Source organism: Sphingobacterium mizutaii (assembly GCF_900187125.1).
GTDB classification, from domain to species: Bacteria; Bacteroidota; Bacteroidia; order Sphingobacteriales; family Sphingobacteriaceae; genus Sphingobacterium; species Sphingobacterium mizutaii.
The window spans coordinates 1,681,773-1,700,880 of the sequence record NZ_LT906468.1 but is presented as its reverse complement, the minus strand read 5'-3'; the positions used below and the strand labels follow the sequence as shown (position 1 = coordinate 1,700,880).

21 protein-coding genes and 1 tRNA gene are annotated in these 19,108 nt (G+C 36.8%); 18 read left to right on the top strand and 4 right to left on the bottom strand.

Annotated elements, in window-relative coordinates:
* The first annotated feature begins 137 nt into the window (after positions 1–137).
* The 4 genes from CKW03_RS07335 (at position 138) to CKW03_RS07320 (ending at position 4,349) form a co-directional block, all read left to right on the top strand.
* On the top strand, positions 138–353 hold the full coding sequence (locus CKW03_RS07335; protein ID WP_093095420.1) for a hypothetical protein: 216 nt from the start codon (positions 138–140) through the stop codon (positions 351–353).
* A 279-nt stretch (positions 354–632) separates the two neighbouring features.
* Complete coding sequence (gene prmC / locus CKW03_RS07330) at positions 633–1,457, top strand: peptide chain release factor N(5)-glutamine methyltransferase (protein WP_236736437.1); 825 nt, start codon at positions 633–635, stop codon at positions 1,455–1,457.
* Positions 1,458–1,995: 538 nt separating this feature from the next.
* Positions 1,996–2,068 (top strand) — tRNA-Lys (locus tag CKW03_RS07325).
* 1,345 nt (positions 2,069–3,413) lie between these two features.
* On the top strand, positions 3,414–4,349 hold the full coding sequence (locus CKW03_RS07320) for a hypothetical protein (protein WP_093095418.1): 936 nt from the start codon (positions 3,414–3,416) through the stop codon (positions 4,347–4,349).
* Positions 4,350–4,444: 95 nt separating this feature from the next.
* On the opposite strand, the gene CKW03_RS07315 is transcribed toward CKW03_RS07320, so the two are convergent.
* The 4 genes from CKW03_RS07315 to CKW03_RS07295 all read right to left on the bottom strand — a co-directional run bounded on the left by CKW03_RS07315 (position 4,445) and on the right by CKW03_RS07295 (position 6,715).
* The gene (locus tag CKW03_RS07315; protein WP_093095416.1) at positions 4,445–4,633 is read right to left on the bottom strand and encodes a DUF3408 domain-containing protein; all 189 of its coding nucleotides are present in this window, start codon (positions 4,631–4,633) and stop codon (positions 4,445–4,447) included.
* Positions 4,634–5,574: 941 nt separating this feature from the next.
* Positions 5,575–6,033: a hypothetical protein gene (locus CKW03_RS07305; RefSeq protein WP_147120821.1), complete on the bottom strand. Its 459-nt coding sequence runs from the start codon at positions 6,031–6,033 to the stop codon at positions 5,575–5,577.
* Positions 6,034–6,189: 156 nt separating this feature from the next.
* Complete coding sequence (locus tag CKW03_RS07300) at positions 6,190–6,396, bottom strand: hypothetical protein (protein WP_139185411.1); 207 nt, start codon at positions 6,394–6,396, stop codon at positions 6,190–6,192.
* Positions 6,380–6,715, bottom strand: coding sequence for a hypothetical protein (locus tag CKW03_RS07295; protein ID WP_139185410.1), 336 nt, complete (start codon positions 6,713–6,715; stop codon positions 6,380–6,382). The genes CKW03_RS07300 and CKW03_RS07295 overlap by 17 nt, the downstream gene beginning before the upstream one ends.
* A gap of 270 nt (positions 6,716–6,985) precedes the next feature.
* On the opposite strand from CKW03_RS07295, the gene CKW03_RS07285 reads away from it, so the two are divergent.
* The 14 genes from CKW03_RS07285 to CKW03_RS07215 all read left to right on the top strand — a co-directional run bounded on the left by CKW03_RS07285 (position 6,986) and on the right by CKW03_RS07215 (position 18,344).
* Positions 6,986–7,174, top strand: coding sequence for a recombinase family protein (locus CKW03_RS07285; RefSeq protein ID WP_093095405.1), 189 nt, complete (start codon positions 6,986–6,988; stop codon positions 7,172–7,174).
* Positions 7,175–7,231: 57 nt separating this feature from the next.
* The gene (locus CKW03_RS07280) at positions 7,232–7,441 is read left to right on the top strand and encodes a hypothetical protein (RefSeq protein WP_093095403.1); all 210 of its coding nucleotides are present in this window, start codon (positions 7,232–7,234) and stop codon (positions 7,439–7,441) included.
* Between the two features lie 1,213 nt (positions 7,442–8,654).
* Positions 8,655–8,804: a hypothetical protein gene (locus CKW03_RS20335; RefSeq protein WP_157739425.1), complete on the top strand. Its 150-nt coding sequence runs from the start codon at positions 8,655–8,657 to the stop codon at positions 8,802–8,804.
* A gap of 41 nt (positions 8,805–8,845) precedes the next feature.
* The gene (locus CKW03_RS07270) at positions 8,846–9,049 is read left to right on the top strand and encodes a hypothetical protein (RefSeq protein WP_093095400.1); all 204 of its coding nucleotides are present in this window, start codon (positions 8,846–8,848) and stop codon (positions 9,047–9,049) included.
* Between the two features lie 922 nt (positions 9,050–9,971).
* Positions 9,972–10,394, top strand: coding sequence for a hypothetical protein (locus tag CKW03_RS07260; protein ID WP_139185409.1), 423 nt, complete (start codon positions 9,972–9,974; stop codon positions 10,392–10,394).
* Positions 10,395–10,430: 36 nt separating this feature from the next.
* Positions 10,431–11,015 (top strand): Crp/Fnr family transcriptional regulator, encoded by a 585-nt coding sequence (locus CKW03_RS07255; RefSeq protein WP_093095396.1) that lies wholly within the window; start codon positions 10,431–10,433, stop codon positions 11,013–11,015.
* Between the two features lie 62 nt (positions 11,016–11,077).
* Positions 11,078–12,193: an oxidoreductase gene (locus CKW03_RS07250; RefSeq protein WP_093095394.1), complete on the top strand. Its 1,116-nt coding sequence runs from the start codon at positions 11,078–11,080 to the stop codon at positions 12,191–12,193.
* 117 nt (positions 12,194–12,310) lie between these two features.
* Positions 12,311–12,718: a RidA family protein gene (locus CKW03_RS07245; protein WP_093095392.1), complete on the top strand. Its 408-nt coding sequence runs from the start codon at positions 12,311–12,313 to the stop codon at positions 12,716–12,718.
* Between the two features lie 176 nt (positions 12,719–12,894).
* Positions 12,895–13,497: a hypothetical protein gene (locus CKW03_RS07240; protein ID WP_093095391.1), complete on the top strand. Its 603-nt coding sequence runs from the start codon at positions 12,895–12,897 to the stop codon at positions 13,495–13,497.
* 174 nt (positions 13,498–13,671) lie between these two features.
* Positions 13,672–14,445: a hypothetical protein gene (locus CKW03_RS07235; protein ID WP_157739423.1), complete on the top strand. Its 774-nt coding sequence runs from the start codon at positions 13,672–13,674 to the stop codon at positions 14,443–14,445.
* A gap of 305 nt (positions 14,446–14,750) precedes the next feature.
* A complete protein-coding gene (locus CKW03_RS07230) occupies positions 14,751–14,945 on the top strand; it encodes a hypothetical protein (protein WP_093095388.1) in 195 nt (64 codons plus the stop codon).
* 552 nt (positions 14,946–15,497) lie between these two features.
* Positions 15,498–16,334, top strand: a complete 837-nt coding sequence (locus CKW03_RS07225) for a DUF6929 family protein (protein WP_095067862.1) — start codon at positions 15,498–15,500, stop codon at positions 16,332–16,334.
* 146 nt (positions 16,335–16,480) lie between these two features.
* Positions 16,481–17,200: a hypothetical protein gene (locus CKW03_RS07220; protein ID WP_093095385.1), complete on the top strand. Its 720-nt coding sequence runs from the start codon at positions 16,481–16,483 to the stop codon at positions 17,198–17,200.
* Positions 17,201–17,615: 415 nt separating this feature from the next.
* Positions 17,616–18,344: a sulfite exporter TauE/SafE family protein gene (locus CKW03_RS07215; protein ID WP_093095384.1), complete on the top strand. Its 729-nt coding sequence runs from the start codon at positions 17,616–17,618 to the stop codon at positions 18,342–18,344.
* Positions 18,345–19,108: the final 764 nt, after the last annotated feature.

Here is a 19,108-nt window from a genome sequence, read left to right as displayed (position 1 = left end):
AATAGATTTGAGTATGGAGATAGGAGAATTGAGAAAACAACTTCCGGACTGTACATGACAATGACCTAATAATTCGCTTGCATATCACACAGATTTGTAGGGGCGTATCGCATACGCCCGGGGGCATTTGAACCAGGATGAATGGGATTTGGGGATCGACTCCGCTCACCCACCAGATGGACCAAGATCTGGGAATGAACCAGGATGAATGGGATTTGGGGATCGACTCCGCTCACCCACCGGATAGTCCAAGATCAGGGAATGAATCAGGATGGATGGGATTTGGGGATCGACGATCATCAGCGGAGCCGAGATGCCGCTCACCCACCGGATGGGCCAATAGCATGACCTAATAATTCGCTTGCATATCACACAGATTTGTAGGGGCGTATCGCATACGCCCGCAACATTACAGTTTGGAATTCCAAGTTATTTTAATCATCTCTTTCAAAAACACGTTCATGTTTGTATTATGCAGGGGTATTCATGAAATTCTTGCTGCAGGGTCTGTTGTCTTGTGTCTATTGTCTGATGTCTAAAAAACTTCTGGCGAGCTGCTTTTGACAGCTCGCCAGAAGTTTTTTTCCTACCTTTGTCTTATGGATTCTCTAGGCAGCTTAAGGCAAAAATTTGTGTCGGATTTATCGTCGATTTATGATCAAGATGAGGCAATGAGCCTATTTCAGATTGCTACCGAGCATTTGCTGGGTTATTCCAGGGTCCAGCTGAGCATGAAACTGCAGGAAAAGATTTCTGAGGAACAGGAAGCCAAATTCAATTCGCTACTGCAACAGCTTCAGACCGGCAGACCCATCCAACAGATCATTGGAAAGGCACCATTTTATGGAATGGAGTTTATCGTGTCGGAGGACACCTTAATTCCAAGACCTGAAACGGAAGAACTGGTACAGCTGATTATCTCCGAAAACAAGGGCAAATCCGAACTTGAAATAATCGATATCGGCACCGGGACTGGCTGTATTGCGATCAGCCTGAAAAAAGGCCTTGCCGAATCCCATGTATGCGCAGTGGACATTTCTCCAGAGGCTATTGCTATTGCCAAGGTGAATGCTCAACAAAACGGATACCCTGTCGATTTCCGTTGCTTGGACATCTTGGAATGGAACCTGGTCTTTGATCAGGAGCAATATGACATCATTGTCAGCAACCCGCCATACATCACCGATGATGAGAAAAGGGAGATGCACCGCAATGTACTGCATTTCGAGCCCCATACCGCTTTATTTGTGGAAGACTCGGCTCCATTGTTGTTTTACGATTACATCGCTTCATTCGCGCTAAAACACCTCAAAAAGGAAGGGACCCTTTATTTCGAGATCAACCAGTATCTTTCGGAAGAAACCAAGGAGCTCCTGATCAAGAAAGGTTTTGCGAAAGTTGATATTCTCCATGACATCAACTCAGTCCCTAGAATGATCAGGGCAAGGTATATTTAGGGCAACTTCTGTTTTCAAAGATGATATAACTTTTTAGGCTAAGGGATTTCCCATAAGGAATTCTATCTTTAGTACATAAACATTAGCTCATCAATATTTGTGAGCTACAATCCTCCTCTCCTAGCTTAATTCAAAATTTAAACCATCCCTTTTGATTTCTTTTGGACATTGGTTCATTCTTATTCGAGGCATATTCGGAATTTTCGCAATATGGCCCGAACATGGGTAAAACGATTCCCGAATGAAACCTCCTAATTATTCCAGCTCCCTCTTATTTCAATTTTTTAATGATTATAGGAAAAATGCTGGCTGCTGAAGACCGACAAAATGGTTGTTTCTGCAAGTTTTTAGGGGAAATTTGGGCAGAAACCACTTCAGTATATGTCTAGGCCAATATTTTAATTCATTTTTTCAAACTGAAAAACAGCGACTTATTTGATTATGGACAAATTTAAGTTCAAAAGATTTGGCACATATTAAGGATTTTTCTACCTTTGCATCACTTCAAACAACGAAGGGTTCTCGATAAAAGAACAACGATTCCGTAGCTCAGCTGGTAGAGCAATACACTTTTAATGTATGGGTCCTGGGTTCGAATCCCAGCGGGATCACAAAAAAAGCCTCACAGAAATGTGAGGCTTTTTTTGTGCCCGCCTGGGATTCGAATAATTGCATGTTCCGGATTGGGCTGAGGGCATGGCGGACATGCACCGCAGGCATCAATTTTGGTTCGATCCGGAGAAGGTTCAGGGTAAGTGTTTGGGGTTTGCGGGGCAGAACAAACTACCTAGTTCAGGGTAAGTGTCTGGGGATTGCGGGGCTGAACAAATCCCAGCGGGATCAGATCTAAAAAATCCCCAAGGCATTGTGCCCGCTCGGGATTCGAATAATTGCATGTTCCGGATTGGGCTGAGGGCATGGCGGACATGCACCGCAGGCACAAATTAAGGTTCGATCCGGAGAAGGTTCAGGGAATGTGTTTAGGGTTTGCGGGGCTGAACCAACCCTAGCGGGATCAGTTCAAGAGAATCTACAGGGCATTGTGCCAGCTAGGGGTATTCTAATATTATTTTGTCATGCTGAGGTTCATCCGAAGCATCTCGGAGAAACACAAAATCAAAATCAGAAAAATCATAGATTGCATTAGCGAACAGGTCCTCTATCTTCGATAGAGAATGACAGTCAGTTTTTTTTAATTGACGTACAGATTCTTCACTGATTGTTCAGAATCAATAGTAAGTAAAAGTAGATTTCTGATTTTACATCGGGATCAGACCAAAAGAATCTCCAAGTCATTGTGCCCGCTCGGGATGATCTAACATTATTTTTTTGTCATGCTGAGGTTCATCCGAAGCATCTCGGAGAAACACAAAATCAAAATCAAAAAAATCATAGATTGTATTAGCGAACAGGTCCTCTATCTTCGATAGAGAATGACAGTCAGTTTTTTTAATTGACGCACAGATTCTTCACTGATTGTTCAGAATCAACAGGAGGTAATGCCGACAGTAACTGGACGCCTGTCATCAATATTTTTTTGCTTTATTTTTCCATGATTTAACTGAATTATATTGTTATTGCCTTCCCACCCCGTGTGGGCTTTCGCAACAAAAGTCTTATGGAAATCGAAGCGGTACGGGAAAGTGGAAATCCGTGGAATTAGTTTGCAGGAAGTGGCGGTATTGACTTTAAAAAAATAAAACAGGAAACGTTTAGAAAGGATGTTTTAAAGATTAGAATTTCTTTTATAGAAAAAGCGAAGCTTTATTTGTTTTGGACTGTGTAACAGTTATATGTGTTTTGTAAGAAAACAAGGTAGGTAGGCCTTGATTGAAATTTTTGCACTATATTTAAAGTCTCTACTTCGATTGAAGTTTAGAGCAAAAAAAAAACACTAACGGTCATTTAATCGATAAAAACTAAAGAATTTATAAAATTCTTGCAAACCATTATAAAATGAAACAATTCACCCATTTACTATTTGCTTTACTTTTAATAAGCTTTTTTTCCTGTTCAAAGGATGACCTAACTTCAACTGATCCGTCATCTACATCCATCGATTTTGAAGGAGAGGGAGGCGTAAAGAATATATCTTTTACAAATAAAGATTGGAAAATCACAAAAGTGGTAAACCAAGATAACAATCAAACCATTTTTGGTAATATTTATTCGTTTGACGGAAATTTAATTCAAGAAAACAAAATATTGGAATTAGATAGCTTTGGAAGCTTAGAAGCAATTTGGTCTGATAAAGGATTTATTATTAAACATGAAACTGAAACATCTGTAGTCATTCAGCTAAAAGAAAATTTCACGAATAAGAATTTTCACTTTATCATTTTCTTAGAATCGGGTAACGACACGAAGGAAATAGCAATAAATCAAAAACCATCTCAAGGGTACACAATAAAAAACATTAAATACACCATAGAGAACAATGACAACGATTCGATATTTGTGGAAAAAGGGAGTACTCATTCCTTTAATATTAATTCGACTACACAACAGGGTTTTTCATTTGATCCTTTTATAAATTCATTTGAACTTTCTCAATTTAAAAGTAACTCCGAAAGTGCATTCCCTTGGAAATTGACAGACTCTATATCGATAGAAATTCCTGCTCAAATCATAGATAATAAAGTGTTTACAAATGATGCAACATCTTTTTATTCAAATAGCCTAATTCAAAAACACAGTAAGTTTAAAGGACAAATCACAGAAGTAGCAATACCGCAAGGTCAGTCCAAGTTTATCGTTGAGCTTGAATATCGAAAACGACAAGTATCCTACATACTACATTTAGTGAATAATAGGACAAACGAAGATAAAATTATTACAGGTAAATGGATTGAAACTGCACCAACCGGAAATTATAAAATCGAGTGGCAATAGTTATAAAATTAACACGGAGTCTAAGTTCAAGTACTTGGTGCTTTCCACACAACTAATCCTGTGCGGATTGGTTTCATATTACCGTGTTTCCATAGCTATAATATTGGCTTTTGGTTTCGGGCATGGATGGTATTTATTTCCTTGCCGAAATCCTCAAAGTGTTGTTTCAATATGTTGTGGAGATAATCTGTCAGCGTGATTTCCCCGTCTTCGAGAACACAGACGATACGGGATAATTTCTTGAAATAATCAGTCCGGTATCTATAACCGTCCAAACTCGACATCAAATGTGAAGCTTAACTTTCTGATCTCTAACGGGAAATTCTGAAATCTCGGTAGAAAGTGTAAATCCTTTGGACTCCAGCATACTTTTTTCATAACCTACTGTAGCGATATTAAGTTCATCTAAATAGATATGGAGTCAATTGTCGACTTGATTTACTTTCCATAATCTGAAAGTATTCAAAAAGTCCTTCGGACATCAATAAGGAGAGTATTTCACTTTCAGTATCTTGCAAGGAATATCTGTTTAAAAAATCCTAAATCAGGAAATTTACAGTATTCCTCCCGAGAATTCAGCTTGATCCCATGTTCAGGATTGGGTTGTGGGTATGGCGGACATGCACCGCAGGCAGCAATTTTGGTTCGATCCGGAGAAGGTTCAGGGATTGTGTTTGGGGTTTGTGGGGCTGAACCAACCCTAGCGGGATCACCTCTTGGGACAAATCTAAATTCAACAAGTTAGTTTCTTTTTTTATACCCTTATAATCCACTGGTATTCTGACATATATACACTGAATACACTATTGTCTTCGGGGTTCGACGTTGTGTTTTAGGCGTTTTAGGCGTTTCATGGTCTGTATGAATGTTACAAAACGGTTTGGTCGTATCAATATCATCATGATAAGAAAGTTTACATGAGATCATTATCATGTATAAAAAAAACAAAAGCATTTGCGTCCAAAGATTGATCAATCAGATTATTCCAGAGATATACATCCTTGAAGAGCATATTCACAGAGTCAAGAATAGTTGGTTCCTCTTTAACTGGATCAATAGGTTTGGGCGAATCTTGCTTACATCCGGCCAAAATTAGTAGTAAAGCGAGTCGGCTGAATATTCCATTCAATTTGGGCATGATCAATTTGGGTAAGTGTGTTACACGACATCTGCAACACCAATATTGTTACCGGTGCTGCAGATAATATGTTGAAGTAAAAACCTGTTACTCCACTTCGATTTCTATAAAGGTCTTGTCGTTGTTCGTAAAATACATGAAAACATCAGTCCAGTATCCCGGGGGATCCTTCTTTCCTGAGGAAAATCTTATAGGTAATGTACTGTATATCCTGTTTCCGTATTCATCCTTGTCGAAGCTCCCTTGGATGCCGTAATCGATGTGGAACTTGCCCGCTTTTTCCAGTCTGTATGATGTCCTGAAGGTATAAGTTCGATTATCTTGAGAATATCGTTGAAACCGTAAGTTTTCAGAATTTATGGAGTGAAATACGTTAGCATGTACATTAAGATTATCGACAAAAAAGACTTGGAAATCTGATATATAAAGATCACTCACTAACCATGAAAAATCTGGCAACTTTAAATTCTCCGCCAGAATTGTTCCATCAATCGAGATCGTGTCACCTACAGCATATACTTTCTTCCTGGGCACAAGCGTTAGCATTACCTTAGATCCCTCAATCCTGTCAATACCTTTAAACGACTCAAAATACTCAAGCTTTTTACATTGTGAAGCCGTGCAGAGTGACAAAATCACCACCGACAAGAATATCACCAGTCTTCTGTTTTTATTATTAATAGCCATATAACTTGAATAATTCTATAATTTCACCATTTGTATTTTTATTGGATACTGCGCAATAATCTTGCTTTTCAGTTTAGGTATTTCGGTAATATCATTCGTCAATAGCGCATAGATCTGTCCGAATGTAAAGCCCGAAACCCTATCGATTCCTTGGTAAACCGACTGGTCTCCTGGATAATTAGTTCCGCTTCTTAACTGTATCGAGTTAGTTTTCGTAGCCAAAAGGAACAGGATCATAAATCAGTGTACTGTCCTTTTCCAAAAGCAACACATCGTCTTGATCTTTAGGTAAGAAGCGAACATACAGATGCGTTGGCTCCAATGAGTTCCCATCCGGATAATCCGCCTGGGGAGCAACAGACATTAATAACTGAATTGCTTTTTTCATGTTTGGGAGAGAATATGGGTTTTCAAGTTTTTCTCCCAGACCGGAAACCGTTGTTGTGATTTCGTTTTCTGTTTCAGGCACTATGGACTTTTTTTGACATGATACTACAAAAATGGGAAGCATCATAAAAGTTAAGAAGCGTGTTCTTTTCATTTTAATTTTTTTCGCTAAAATATATACAGTTTATATATTAACTAATAATATTTATTTTTTTAATAATTTGTTAACATTAATCGTATTTCTAAAAAACTACAACAACACGCAACAATCACTGACTCCCAACAATCCTAAAAAACGGTGGAATAATGAGATTCTTAAAAAGATCCAAATTGACACATAAAATTGAAAACAAAGATTTTCAATAACTCGTATCATTAATCAAAGTTTCATCTGTTTATTATACTTAAGTTTAATGTAAAAAATATGAAGATAGGTTATGCAATAGATTCCATTAAGGACCAGAATTTGGATTTACAAATTAAAGCTCTGGAAAATGCTGGCAGTGACAAAATATATCAGGAGAAAATTTCGGGTTTTACAAAGAACCGCCCCGAACTTGATAGAATGACAGAACAATTTAAAAAGGGGATGAACTTTATGTGTGGTGATTGAACCGATTAGGAATAGAAAAGTTGAGCATTAATAATTAATCTCAAATAACGACACAACATGAAAAAAATCAACTATTTGAAAAAATATGGTATACCTCAAGATAGGATTGAATCTATATTGTCTATGACTAAAACGCCTAATAAAAGCTTTGCAAATGAGCAGGAAGAAATCTACCAAAGAATTTTCTTGAGTAATAGGAAAGCTCATAAAATAAAGCAGTCAAAGGTTATTAAAAAGATTTCTGGAAAACCTAATCCGTTTATGTAATCGTCAAACTTACTTGTTTCATTCATTGACAATTCAATCTCTTTTTGTGATAGTAAAATCGATTTAACCCCAGATGATACCTCATCCTTTTGCGGAGTACTTATGTAAATAGGTTTAGGTAGGTCAATCCAATTATTTCGTCCCGACCCTTTCTTAGCATATTCCTTAAGGAGATAGAATGAATTTCTAAACTCTATTTTAAATAGTCTGGTTAATATCGTAAATATTTGAACCTAAATCGAATGATTGTAAAGAATATTTTCCATCAATTGTTTTTAAAAACTTGCAACTGACTTGCTTGACAACTGCTCTTGTATAAATGTTTTACCCTCACTTCAAACTTTCCTTTCCCTCTTTGCTTCTTTGTGCTCAATAGTATTGGCAATCTCAACAATCGCCTTCGTATCTTTATCGAAAACTATAAAGCCAGAGGACTTTGTTGTTTGATTTGCTACTGAAGACCAATCAGAGTCGTAATGTACATTAATATGCGTATTAGTACTATATAGTTCTGTCATATGAAGCGAGAGGGTATATTTTATTAATTGTCTATTGTATCTACTCAAATAAAGCATTGATATTTTAGATCGAAGTTCAAGATAGTCTGACTGATCCGTAATATTATGTGACGGAACATCAAAGAAAACATTCATAAGAAGATTCTTTTATACTTAAAAGCCGATAGGAATTCACGTCAATCTTTTGGGATTAAACCTACTTTCAACTTATTCAATCGTCTCAAATCCTCCAATAAAAGGTTCGAGTTTAGTACCAGCGGGATCACAAAAAAAGCTTCAATCATAGATTGAGGCTTTTTTTGTGCCCGCTAGGGATTCGAATTGTTGCATGTTCCAGATTGGGCTCAGGGTATGGCGGACATGCACCGCAGGGATCAATTTTGGTTCGATCCGGAGAAGGTTCAGGGTATGTGTTTGGGGTTTGTCGGGCTGAACCAGATGAGAAATATAATGTTAATTTTTTAGCTATTGGTATAGTGATTATTTCCTGCTGTTTTATGTTGATAAGGCTGCTGAATAAGAGAAAAAATGGGTAAATGAAAGGACTTAAACAAATTTCGTTTAATTTAAACATATAGGTTTTAGTATATGCGAAAAAAGTGCCGTTGATTTATTTTGTCAAACGATTGGCAAAATAACAAAAACTATTAATCATTAAAAAAAACTGAAAAATAAAAAGATTAAATTTAGAAGAGATGGAACAAAATTATGCATCATGGGGATCTAAAGACTCTGTTACTGGACTTATGTGCGGTGCGGCGTTAGGACTCTCTATATTAGCAGATCCTTTATCTGCTTTAGGTGCAGCTCCAGCAATAGGCTGTTTGATTGGATTAATTGCTTAACTTAAAAGTATAACAAAATAAAAAAGATCACTTTTGACAACATGTCATGTTATTATGGAAAAGGTGCGACTCAATTTATTGATGGTGCATGTGCGGGGCTTGGTGGAGCTGGTTTGTTAGCATCAGCATTACGTATAGCATCAAATGTTCATCCAGTAGCGAAGGGTGTATATTGGGGAGCTGTAGCTGGTTGTGCCGGATGGGCTATCTATAGATTATCCCAATCTGTAAATTGGCTTTTTTAAACTTTATCTTGGAGATCGTCAACGAGAATTTGTCCTATTACAAGGAGAAGCATTTTTTTATATCCGTGAGATGATGAATATTTTCCTGACGATCTCTCTTCTTATTACACGCTTATTGATTTAATTAAATTGCAAAATAGGACATGAAATCACTTCGATTAATTCTAATAATAATAATGTTGAGCTCATTCACAGCGATGATGTTTTTTCTATTTTCCGAAAATGAAGTGCACAAAAAGTACGGCTATGCAGCGATGTTAATTCTCGTCATAGGTCTGGTTATAGTGCGTCAAATTGATAAAAGAAAATCGACCAATGAAAGTGAATAATTTTGTTCGATACCTGATAATAATCACAATCTATGCTTTAATTTCAACAGTTATTAATAACTCAATAATTAAGGACGATTTGTACGGATAAATCTACAGGGACAACTCTCAGATAAACAAATCACTTTGATTTTGGGAGAGCGGCAGAAATATACTTGGTTAGCTCATCTCATATCAACGATAATAATCACGGTAAAATTAGGGCTTATAGCATTTGTCTTATATTCAGGAAGCATAATTTGGGGTTACAAAACTAAATTCTCACGGATATTCAGATTGGTTTTAGGGGTCGAATTCATCTTCTTAATACCATTAATAATCAAAATTGTCTATTTCACTTTTACCCAAACCGATTATTCTCTGGAAGACGTGCAATACTTCTATCCCTTATCTCTTCTTAGGCCGGCCAAAATATTATAGCCTATTGGGTTATCCGTAAAGACATTTATATTGGAACTAGGATCTAATTTATCCATATCCGAACTAATCAATTTTGATCGTAAATCTCTATTCGCTTGGTCATTCCCACTAAAGGCTGGGTCGGTATTGTTGAAAATGGAGAAACCCCTATATACTTGGATTCGAACGACTTTATGAAGGAAAGTTTGATGAGTTTGGAGGAATCAAAGATCGGAACATTTTCCATCAATATGCAAACTTCACCAAGATTGACCCAGTTCTACAACGTTGGAAATTTCGATCCGGTTGAATTGACCAGTATAAATTTTTCAACTGAGATAAGACACGACTTTCAGAAGGGTGCATCGGCCTGTCAGTACACCTACATATCGTTTTATACAAATGAAGGAATTGTCATGATTCCAATATCGCAGAAGGGTTGCGTAGCAAAGTTAAACCTCATAAATCATGATCAGATCTTAAAAGGCAATGAAAACGATTTAAGTGGTTTTGGCACCGACATAAGCAGATGGACAAAGGTTGATGTCAGAAATGAACGGGAAGGGATAATGGTGTATTTAAATGGAGATTGGAAATACAAAATTATCAGGTCTTAATAATTACTATATTGTAATCGAAAAAGGAATGCTTATATGGCCGAAAATGCTTTATTGAAAAACATCTCAAAATATGTAAATCTTACACAAGATGAAATTTCAACATTTGAAAGTTTTTGGACAGAGAAAACATTGGAAAAGGGAGACTATCTCCTACGTAACGGCGATACCTGTCGTTATGATAGCTATGTCGTTTCGGGAGCCTTGAAAGCATTTTACATCAATGCTGACAATGGCAATGAAGAAATCCTGTTTTTCGCTATCGACGACTGGTGGGCCTCAGACTTAGATAGCTTTTCCAAACAGAAGCCATCCATATACAACATACAAGCCATAGAAAAAACGACCGTTTTACAGATTAGCCATTATTCTTTTCAGCAGTTACTGGTTGAACTTCCCTGTTTGGAGCGGTACTTTCGGCTAATATTGGAGAGTTATCTGGGTGTATTGCAAAAGAGAATTATCTCTAATAATGCGTACGATGCCGAAAGCAGATATTTTGCCTTTTTGGAAAACTACCCAAAAATTGCGTCCAAAGTACCCCAATATCTGATTGCATCCTATTTGGGTGTGTCAGCGGAATTTATTAGCCGTATCAAGAAAAAACATAAACCGTCTTGACCTACATCAATTTTTCCTAAATCAATTACCCTGAATTTTGCTTCATAAAAATTAAGAAGCAAATGAAACAACATCCTATTTTTCAGAATACCAATATATGGCATAGAGATTTGATTAACCGGACAGTAGTTGCACCCATGTCACGTGTGAGCGCTACTGCGGACGGCTTGGCTACGGAAGAAATGAAGGACTATTATTCCGCATTTGCAATTGGAGGATTTGCGGTAATCATTACCGAGGGCATCTACACCGATGTATACGGTAGCCAGAGTTATAACAACCAGCCTGCACTTGTAAACGATGCGCAAAGCGCTTCATGGGAAAAGGTAACCCGTGCTGTCCATCAATCGCCCACTCTGATATTTGCCCAGTTGATGCATACAGGTGCTTTATCGCAATATAGCGAGGACACCTTAGCCCCGTCTGCCTTAAAACCTGCTGGTGTAAAGATGGCTTCCTTTGCTGGTGAGGGGGCATTTCCAATCCCTAAAGAAATGGACTTGATTGATATTGAAAGAATGAAACAGGGCTTTATCGACGGAGCTGTAAACGCTTATAAGGCAGGCTTTGACGGCGTAGAAATTCACGGGGCAAATGGCTACCTGTTAGACCAATTCCTCACAGCGGAACTTAACCTCCGTAAGGACCATTATGGCGGCACTATGCAGAACCGTTTCCGTGTTATTGCTGAAATTATCGCTGGCATAAAGGCATCCGTACCGCAGGCTTTTATCGTCGGTCTACGGGTTTCAGAGGGGAAAGTAAATGACCTTACCTACCGCTGGGCTGACGGTATTGAAACTGCAAAAGAACTGGCAAAAGAAATAAAAGCGAGCCAGCCCGATTATGTTCACGTAGCGGTACAGACGGGCGAATGGGAACGGGACAGCTTTTTTGGAGACGGATCATCATTGGCCTCAGTTATCCGGCAGGCAACGGGTATTCCTGTAATCGCCAACGGAGGTTTCCATAATCTTGATAAAGCGGAAGTTGCCTTGAAAAACAACCACGCAACGCTAATCGCTATCGGAAAAGCAGCATTAGCAGACCCCCATTGGGTGATGAAAACAATCAACGGATTACCCCTGATTCCTTTTCACCGTGAAATGCTGTGGCCGGAGGCAACCCTTAGCCATACCCGGAAAATCATCAACAAATTAAATCTTGAAAGTAGTTAGAAAAGGAACGATGAAAATGAACAGATTATTGAAAACCGGCAATTATCTTTCAGTATATGCCGTCACAGGAAAAACGTTCGCACAAAGGAACACATCTATAAATCAATTAAATAAAAAATGAAAATTTCACAAATTAAAATTACGCCGGACGCATATGAACCATTCCGTCTCGCACAGGGACATCGTGTAGGTGATTTATTGTTTATTTCCGGACAGACCGCTATTGGCAAGGATGGAAATCTGGTAGGTATAGGCGACTTTGATGCCCAGGCACAAATGGCTTTTGAAAACCTGGACAAGGTATTGAAAGCCGGAGGTTCAAGTTTGAAGAACGTGGTTAAGGTCACTATCATGCTCCGGGATATGGAGAACTTTGAGAAGATTGTCGAATTGAGAGGAAAATACTTTACTCCCCCTTATCCGGCAGATACTATTTTTGAAGTATCCTCATTGTTTTCACCGGAGGCATTGATTGAGATTGAAGCCATTGCTGTAGTCGATGTTGAGGCAGATTGGGTAAAGTAATACGAAATTTAATAATTATTATCTTCAATATTTCCGCCCTGATTATTAAACAATAATGCAGGGCGTTTTATTATTAAATTTGATCCTATATTCATGGAGAGGAAAAATATCAATCATTAATGAATATTTTTAATAATATTTATTTGAAATGTAATATTGAAATAAAGGTCAATAAAATGAAAACAACTAATTTACTATTAGCAATCTGTTTAATTGTCTTGAATTCATGTATTTCAAACCAATTAGTTTTTCAAAAGAAGGACACTTTTCAATTAGATAATCTCCATATTAATAGTATTGCCCAAATTGAAAGTAGATCAAAAGATATAACTCCGAACCATAAAATTGGATTAGGAAAAGGATTATATCCTAATAAAAATAATTATACTTTAGGGATTCCTAAAACTTATAAAAGTTATGAAAAGCCAATTTTCAACCTTGAAACTCAATATTTCTATTCGGAAAAGGACAGCTTGGTAAAAGTAATTCTTTATCAATGGGACAATGTACAAAGTAAGAAAGATGAGCTATCTGAAGAAGGAAATTATGAGAAAAAATTTGAGTTATTTCAATTAAAATTTGATTCCTTAGCTAATTTACTTTGCCGTGAATTCGGGAATCCTATCGTTGAAAATATTGAAGACATTTCAGACTTTGGCGAGACTTATAGAGATGATTTAAAATTTAAAAGAGCGGATGGACTCAATGCATATTTATTTATGTTTAAAAGGAATATTAATGGCTACCGACAGATAAGACTTGTTCTATATAAAGATTAACATGAAAAAAATAATGAAAAGACTCTAACTAAATTTAAGGTAGACCTATTGAAGCCATAACTTTATGGGTGGTTACTTAAATTTGATTCCGGTTTTACAGCAAAACTGTCTAGGATGAATCTAATCATCTATTGTGTATATTCAAGTGTTACCCTTACGTTTAGAACAATTTTCTTGAGAAAAGGAATTTACATATTAGTATTAGGTGTTTTAACATCATGCAATCTTTACACTAGAAAAGAGGAGGTCTTGATTACTGATAAGGATTTTATTGAAAACTACCGAGAGCTATCTCCAGATAGTTCTATGGTATTAATAAATTACAGTATAGACTTAGGAGCATTCGGCGTTGGTCAATCAGGAACTTCAATTTTGAAAATACCTGATACAACCAAAAATCTTAGAGAATTTAATATTCCAAACAACTACACTCAAGTGAAATGGATTGATAATCAAAACATTTCAGCCATGTATGACATTCTACCATCCCTAAGAGAAGGTGTAAAATTCGAACCTAAAGATCTTGAAATCAATAAAATTAAAGTTCATGTTTCAGCTTTGGATTACATTGATCAAGGGTCACAGCAACAAATTGTCCACCGAGAAGTCTCTCCAAATGGAAGATATGAACTCGTCGTATACCGCTATTCGAAAGACATAAATAACTTAAATTTCATTCACATTTCTGTAATTCAACCGGGGAAAGAAATCCCAAAATATGGAAACTACTTTATTGCAGATCCGCAATCGGATTACGTTTTTTATGGGACATGGACTAGGGAAAGTGAACTCGTGTTTTATTCAAATTCTCAAGATGCAGAGTTAGTGCAGTATTATTTAGTTCAGAAGCGACCAAAAGTTAATTATAATATCATAAGGGACGATCAAAAATACAGCAATAAATATAGGTGGATTGAAAGGGGAAGTGATTTAAGTAATCACGAATAACAAAATGTTCCGAGTTTTGTACCTTCTAGAATAGATTAATTAAAAAACAGGTTAACATGCACCGCAGGCAGCAATTTTGGTTCGATCCAGAGAAGGTTCAGGGTAAGTGTTTGTGGATTGTGGGCCTAAACCAACTACCTCGTTCAGAGTTGAGTTCGGGAAATGAGAGGTTGAAAAAATCCTAGCAGTATCACAAAAGAAAGATAGTCCTGGGTTCAATTCTCCCTCCACAATCACTCTGTAAGGCACTAAATATTAGGTATTAATCAATATTTTTTTACTTTTATGGTATAATATTTTAGGTCATGAAGAACAATAAAGTGAATAGGAAGGAGATTGATACAAATTCTTTTGTTGCGATTCTTAAGAAATACAAGAAGAAGGTTTCTAAAACCGAAGAGTCTTCAAAGATTTTTTTGACTAAAGTGGGAATAATTGATAAGAGCGGAAATCTGGATGAAAATTATAAAAATCTATGTATTCCGCAGGAACAGGAATAGTATACGGTTTCCACGGATGTGACCGGTCTATTGCTGAAGAGATAATAAACCAAAAATTAACACTCAAAAATAGTGAAAATGAATATGACTGGGTTGGAAATGGCATGTATTTTTGGGAAAACATCCTGTTAAGGATCCTTGCGTAATAGGTGCTATTATTCATCTAGGTAATTGCTTGGATTTACTGGATTATGAAAACCTTAAAATCTTAAAAGCAGGTTTTGAGCTTTTAAAAGCCACAGAGAATGACAGGACCTGTTGGAGGAGAACCGTACAGATTCTTCACTGATCGTTCAGAATAGAAAGAAGGTTAACTTAGATTTCTGAATTTCCTGCGGTATAGATATTTGTTATTTCTTAAATATTCACATGTTTAATCCCTTCAATAATTGCTGACGGGTTATTTCAAAAATATTAAATTAGTCCTGCCTTGCCTGGTCTCCCTCCTCCCATTGAACATTCAATTAAGAATTGATATGAAATATATTGCTCCTTCATGAAAATAGGATATATTAGACAAGCGATCTCTCGAAAATGTTATCGTTTAAGATTATGCAAGAGTTTTATTTAAATGATTTTTTAAATATCCCTGGAATCAGTTCAGCCTCTGGAATAGAATTTTTGGAGGGTCAAATTTATATCGTATCAGACAACAGCAATTATCTTTATGATTACCGAATAACTGAGAATCTGCTCAATAGGCACGTCCTTTTACAAAGCCCCCAGATGGAAAGGATCGCAAAACCTCTAAAACTTGATCTGGAAGCAATGGTACTTACAGATGACAGGATATATACTTTCGGATCTGGTTCAACTGCTGTCCGGGAAAGAGGATTTTCTATTTCCAGAAACGACTGGAGTACCACTGAGCTAGACATGGGAAACCTGTACAGCGCCATGAAAAAATCAGCTAACATTTCCTCTTCTGATTTTAATATCGAAGGGGTAGCAATGCATGGAAACAGCTGGCTGTTCCTGAACCGTGGAAATGGTCCAGCTGGACGGAATGTAATTTTCAAAGTCGATGGAGATGATTTAATCAATGACTTCGTGATAACTTGCTTTGATATCAACTTACCACAAATCGACGGTCTGCTATTTGGTTTTTCAGGTGCTTCAGTGGTAGATGATACACTTTATTTCATCGCAACTGCAGAAGAAGGACTATCTACTTATGAAGACGGAGAAATCGGAGGAACAGTATTCGGAAAATTCGATTTAATAAATATGAGAATGGATCACTGTCAAAAAATATCGAATGATCAAAAATTCGAAGGGATTACATATTATGAATTGCAGCCCGATATGATTTCTTTCTTATTGTGTGAGGACAGCGATGGAAGTTCCGATTTAACTACTATTTACAGACTCGATTTCAACCTTCCATAAACAAAAACTCCTTTCGAGATTCCATTCAAGACTGTAAAAATCTATTTGAAGAAGTACAATCTTTCAATATGGTTAAGGCTTGTAGCTAAATTTAAATATTTGGCATGACTTTAGTTCCTTAATATCAACACACTACTATATTTTTTATGAAATTTTCTCTTCCAAGAAAGGGTAAATTGACCTTTGGGTTAATTTTTATCTTAAGTTCCGTTTTGTTTTCGGCATGCAGCAAATCTGAAAACGGTGAAATCCCCATTGACAGCAATATTGAAAAGGTTTTATTAGTTCCAGAGCAGGAAGAAGGTTATGGTGGCTACTATTATGAAGTACATACACCATTTGTATTTTTCAAAAATGGTCGCTTTATCCGATCTCCATACATTCCAATAAAAGAAATTAATGCAGACAAATATATCGCTGGGCAAGGTGAAGCTGTTGGAACTTGGACGGTTACTGGAGAAAAGGTGAATGTTACTTTTGAATCGGGTAATAAAAAAACCTACGATTGGTCAAATAATGTAGGTTATCCGCCAAATGCTGGACAAACACTTTCAGGTTCATATGAAACCATCTCTGGAGGAGGTACCATAGCAGTTGGAGGAGAGATAGGTATTATGAAATATACCAATATGAGTTTCACAAAAGATGGCTGGTACACAACCGAGAAAGTCTCTTCCACTGAAAGTAGCACAAATTCTGCCTATAAAACATCCAAAACATCTGGAAGATACACGCTGAATACAGATTATTCAATTACATTGAAAGCTAACAACGGACAAGAGAAAAAGTTATTCTTTTGTTGGTATGACAGTAAAAAGAATAGGGTTTTTAGACTTGCAGGACGCACGTTCAGTCCAGATAATTAAAGGAATAAGCACAAATTTGATCTAAGAATCGAGCAATAAATCATGGACCAAGTCCTAAGTCTCCGTATTAAAGGAAGTTTTTTGATGATTTCAAAAAACTTCCTTTTTATTTTGATGTGGCTAGGAATAGTTTCATAACCTGTGATCTAAGCAATTTATATAGTCAATATTAAGAGGAAAATTGATAACTCCTCCCCTTGATTGACTTCTGAAAGCTTCTGTCTTATTAATAAAAGAGGCTACAATTTATTGCTTGGATAACCTATCAATTCTCCTTTAAATTAGCCCCTAAATTGTTATTCAACATTAAGAATATTTGCTAGGATTACCCCAAAATTATGGGGCTTTTCTATAGCCAATCCGACATAATTTTTGTAAATTAGGGTATTCTCAACAGCACTAACAATATCCTGTTTTGACTATTATATTTATTCTTATCATTAGTTTTTTCGCTTCTTTGGTACGGTCAACTTTAGGTTTTGGTGAGGCGTTAATTGCAGTTCCGTTTTTCCTTTTATTCTTGCCCGTAGATGTTGCCGTTCCGCTGGCAGTTATGTTGTCCATTGTCATTGCTCTTGTGGTAGTGATACAAGACCATAAAAAGATCCATTTTCACAGTGCCAAATGGTTGATTATATATGCTGTTCTTGGCCTGCCTTTGGGTATCCTTATACTGACCTACGCAAATGAAACCATTGTAAAAACAGGACTTGGCTTACTTATTATATTGTATTCACTTTATTCCCTCTATTTTACAAAAAATAAGGCCTTGGAAGAGGACAATAAGTTTTGGCTTTTCATTTGCGGTTTTTTATCGGGCGTATTTGGCGGAGCCTATGGCTTAAATGGCCCGCCACTCGTTGTTTACGGAAATTTGAGACAATGGAGTGCAAAACATTTCAGAGCTACCTTACAGGCTTACTTTTTACCGGTCAGTCTGTTAAGTGTCGTGGGTTATTATTCCAAGGGATTGATTACGACACAAGTTAATATTTATTTTCTCTATTCGCTGATCACAACCATTCCAGCTATATTTTTAGGAAGGTACCTAAACCATAAATTAAAGGATGGGGCTTTCTTTAATTATGTTTATTGGGGGTTGATGCTAATCAGTGTTGTTTTGATTGTCAGCACTTTAGTGTAATTGAAAGAACAGTATTTAGGTTAAATAGTCTAAGAAGAACAAATTGGCTGTATAAATTTTATTGGTAGACTCCCATCAGGCAATGTCATTAAGTTAAGAAAAAAATAAATTTAGATTCTTCGTTACTTTTGAAGCGCAAAAGTACCAAACCGACGAAGGAGCTCACGGATACCAAAAAAACAACTCGAATCCGTAAACGCTTTGGCTCATTTAAGGTGGCTTTTCGCACGGGCTCCCGCACATGGATAGAATGCCTTGTTGTCGGGAATATCTTTCAGAAGATCATCCCTTTTAATGGGATGATCTTCTGAAAGCATTCCAAGGCCAATCCCAACGCACAGGGCAACGGCATTCTATCCATTTTTCCGCCACTGGAAATGAGCCGGAGGCTAAAGAACTTCCTACGGAAGGATGATGTTTGTTTAAGAAGGCAACCCACATAGTGGGTGAAATATTTTTCTGAAAATGAACAATACCCCTTTGTGTGCAATGTCAGTAAAGCAATTGCTAACGATGGGGAGATTTTCTTTGTACAAGAGGATATGTTCAGATTTTGGTTATCTAAACATGTACACAATAGTTTTCGATATCAGTACATATATAACGGAAAAAAGCCTGATTGTAGGAGTAAAAATTGGTAGTTTTAGATACTCCAATAAATCAAGGCGCTTATAATTATAAAAATTGACCATTGGAATAGCTTCAGAAACTTTTTATTAAGTGGACCGGATATAGCGACAACTATAAAGAAAACCAGAGCATTT

Coding starts and splice junctions, on each gene's coding strand:
- CKW03_RS07335 (WP_093095420.1), top strand. CDS start 138: ATGAATGGGATTTGGGGATCGACTCCGCTCACCCACCAGATGGACCAA.
- CKW03_RS07320 (WP_093095418.1), top strand. CDS start 3,414: ATGAAACAATTCACCCATTTACTATTTGCTTTACTTTTAATAAGCTTT.
- CKW03_RS07315 (WP_093095416.1), bottom strand. CDS start 4,633: ATGTCGAGTTTGGACGGTTATAGATACCGGACTGATTATTTCAAGAAA.
- CKW03_RS07305 (WP_147120821.1), bottom strand. CDS start 6,033: ATGCTAACGCTTGTGCCCAGGAAGAAAGTATATGCTGTAGGTGACACG.
- CKW03_RS07295 (WP_139185410.1), bottom strand. CDS start 6,715: ATGAAAAGAACACGCTTCTTAACTTTTATGATGCTTCCCATTTTTGTA.
- CKW03_RS07285 (WP_093095405.1), top strand. CDS start 6,986: ATGAAGATAGGTTATGCAATAGATTCCATTAAGGACCAGAATTTGGAT.
- CKW03_RS07280 (WP_093095403.1), top strand. CDS start 7,232: ATGAAAAAAATCAACTATTTGAAAAAATATGGTATACCTCAAGATAGG.
- CKW03_RS20335 (WP_157739425.1), top strand. CDS start 8,655: ATGGAACAAAATTATGCATCATGGGGATCTAAAGACTCTGTTACTGGA.
- CKW03_RS07270 (WP_093095400.1), top strand. CDS start 8,846: ATGTCATGTTATTATGGAAAAGGTGCGACTCAATTTATTGATGGTGCA.
- CKW03_RS07260 (WP_139185409.1), top strand. CDS start 9,972: ATGAAGGAAAGTTTGATGAGTTTGGAGGAATCAAAGATCGGAACATTT.
- CKW03_RS07255 (WP_093095396.1), top strand. CDS start 10,431: ATGGCCGAAAATGCTTTATTGAAAAACATCTCAAAATATGTAAATCTT.
- CKW03_RS07250 (WP_093095394.1), top strand. CDS start 11,078: ATGAAACAACATCCTATTTTTCAGAATACCAATATATGGCATAGAGAT.
- CKW03_RS07245 (WP_093095392.1), top strand. CDS start 12,311: ATGAAAATTTCACAAATTAAAATTACGCCGGACGCATATGAACCATTC.
- CKW03_RS07240 (WP_093095391.1), top strand. CDS start 12,895: ATGAAAACAACTAATTTACTATTAGCAATCTGTTTAATTGTCTTGAAT.
- CKW03_RS07230 (WP_093095388.1), top strand. CDS start 14,751: ATGAAGAACAATAAAGTGAATAGGAAGGAGATTGATACAAATTCTTTT.
- CKW03_RS07225 (WP_095067862.1), top strand. CDS start 15,498: ATGCAAGAGTTTTATTTAAATGATTTTTTAAATATCCCTGGAATCAGT.
- CKW03_RS07220 (WP_093095385.1), top strand. CDS start 16,481: ATGAAATTTTCTCTTCCAAGAAAGGGTAAATTGACCTTTGGGTTAATT.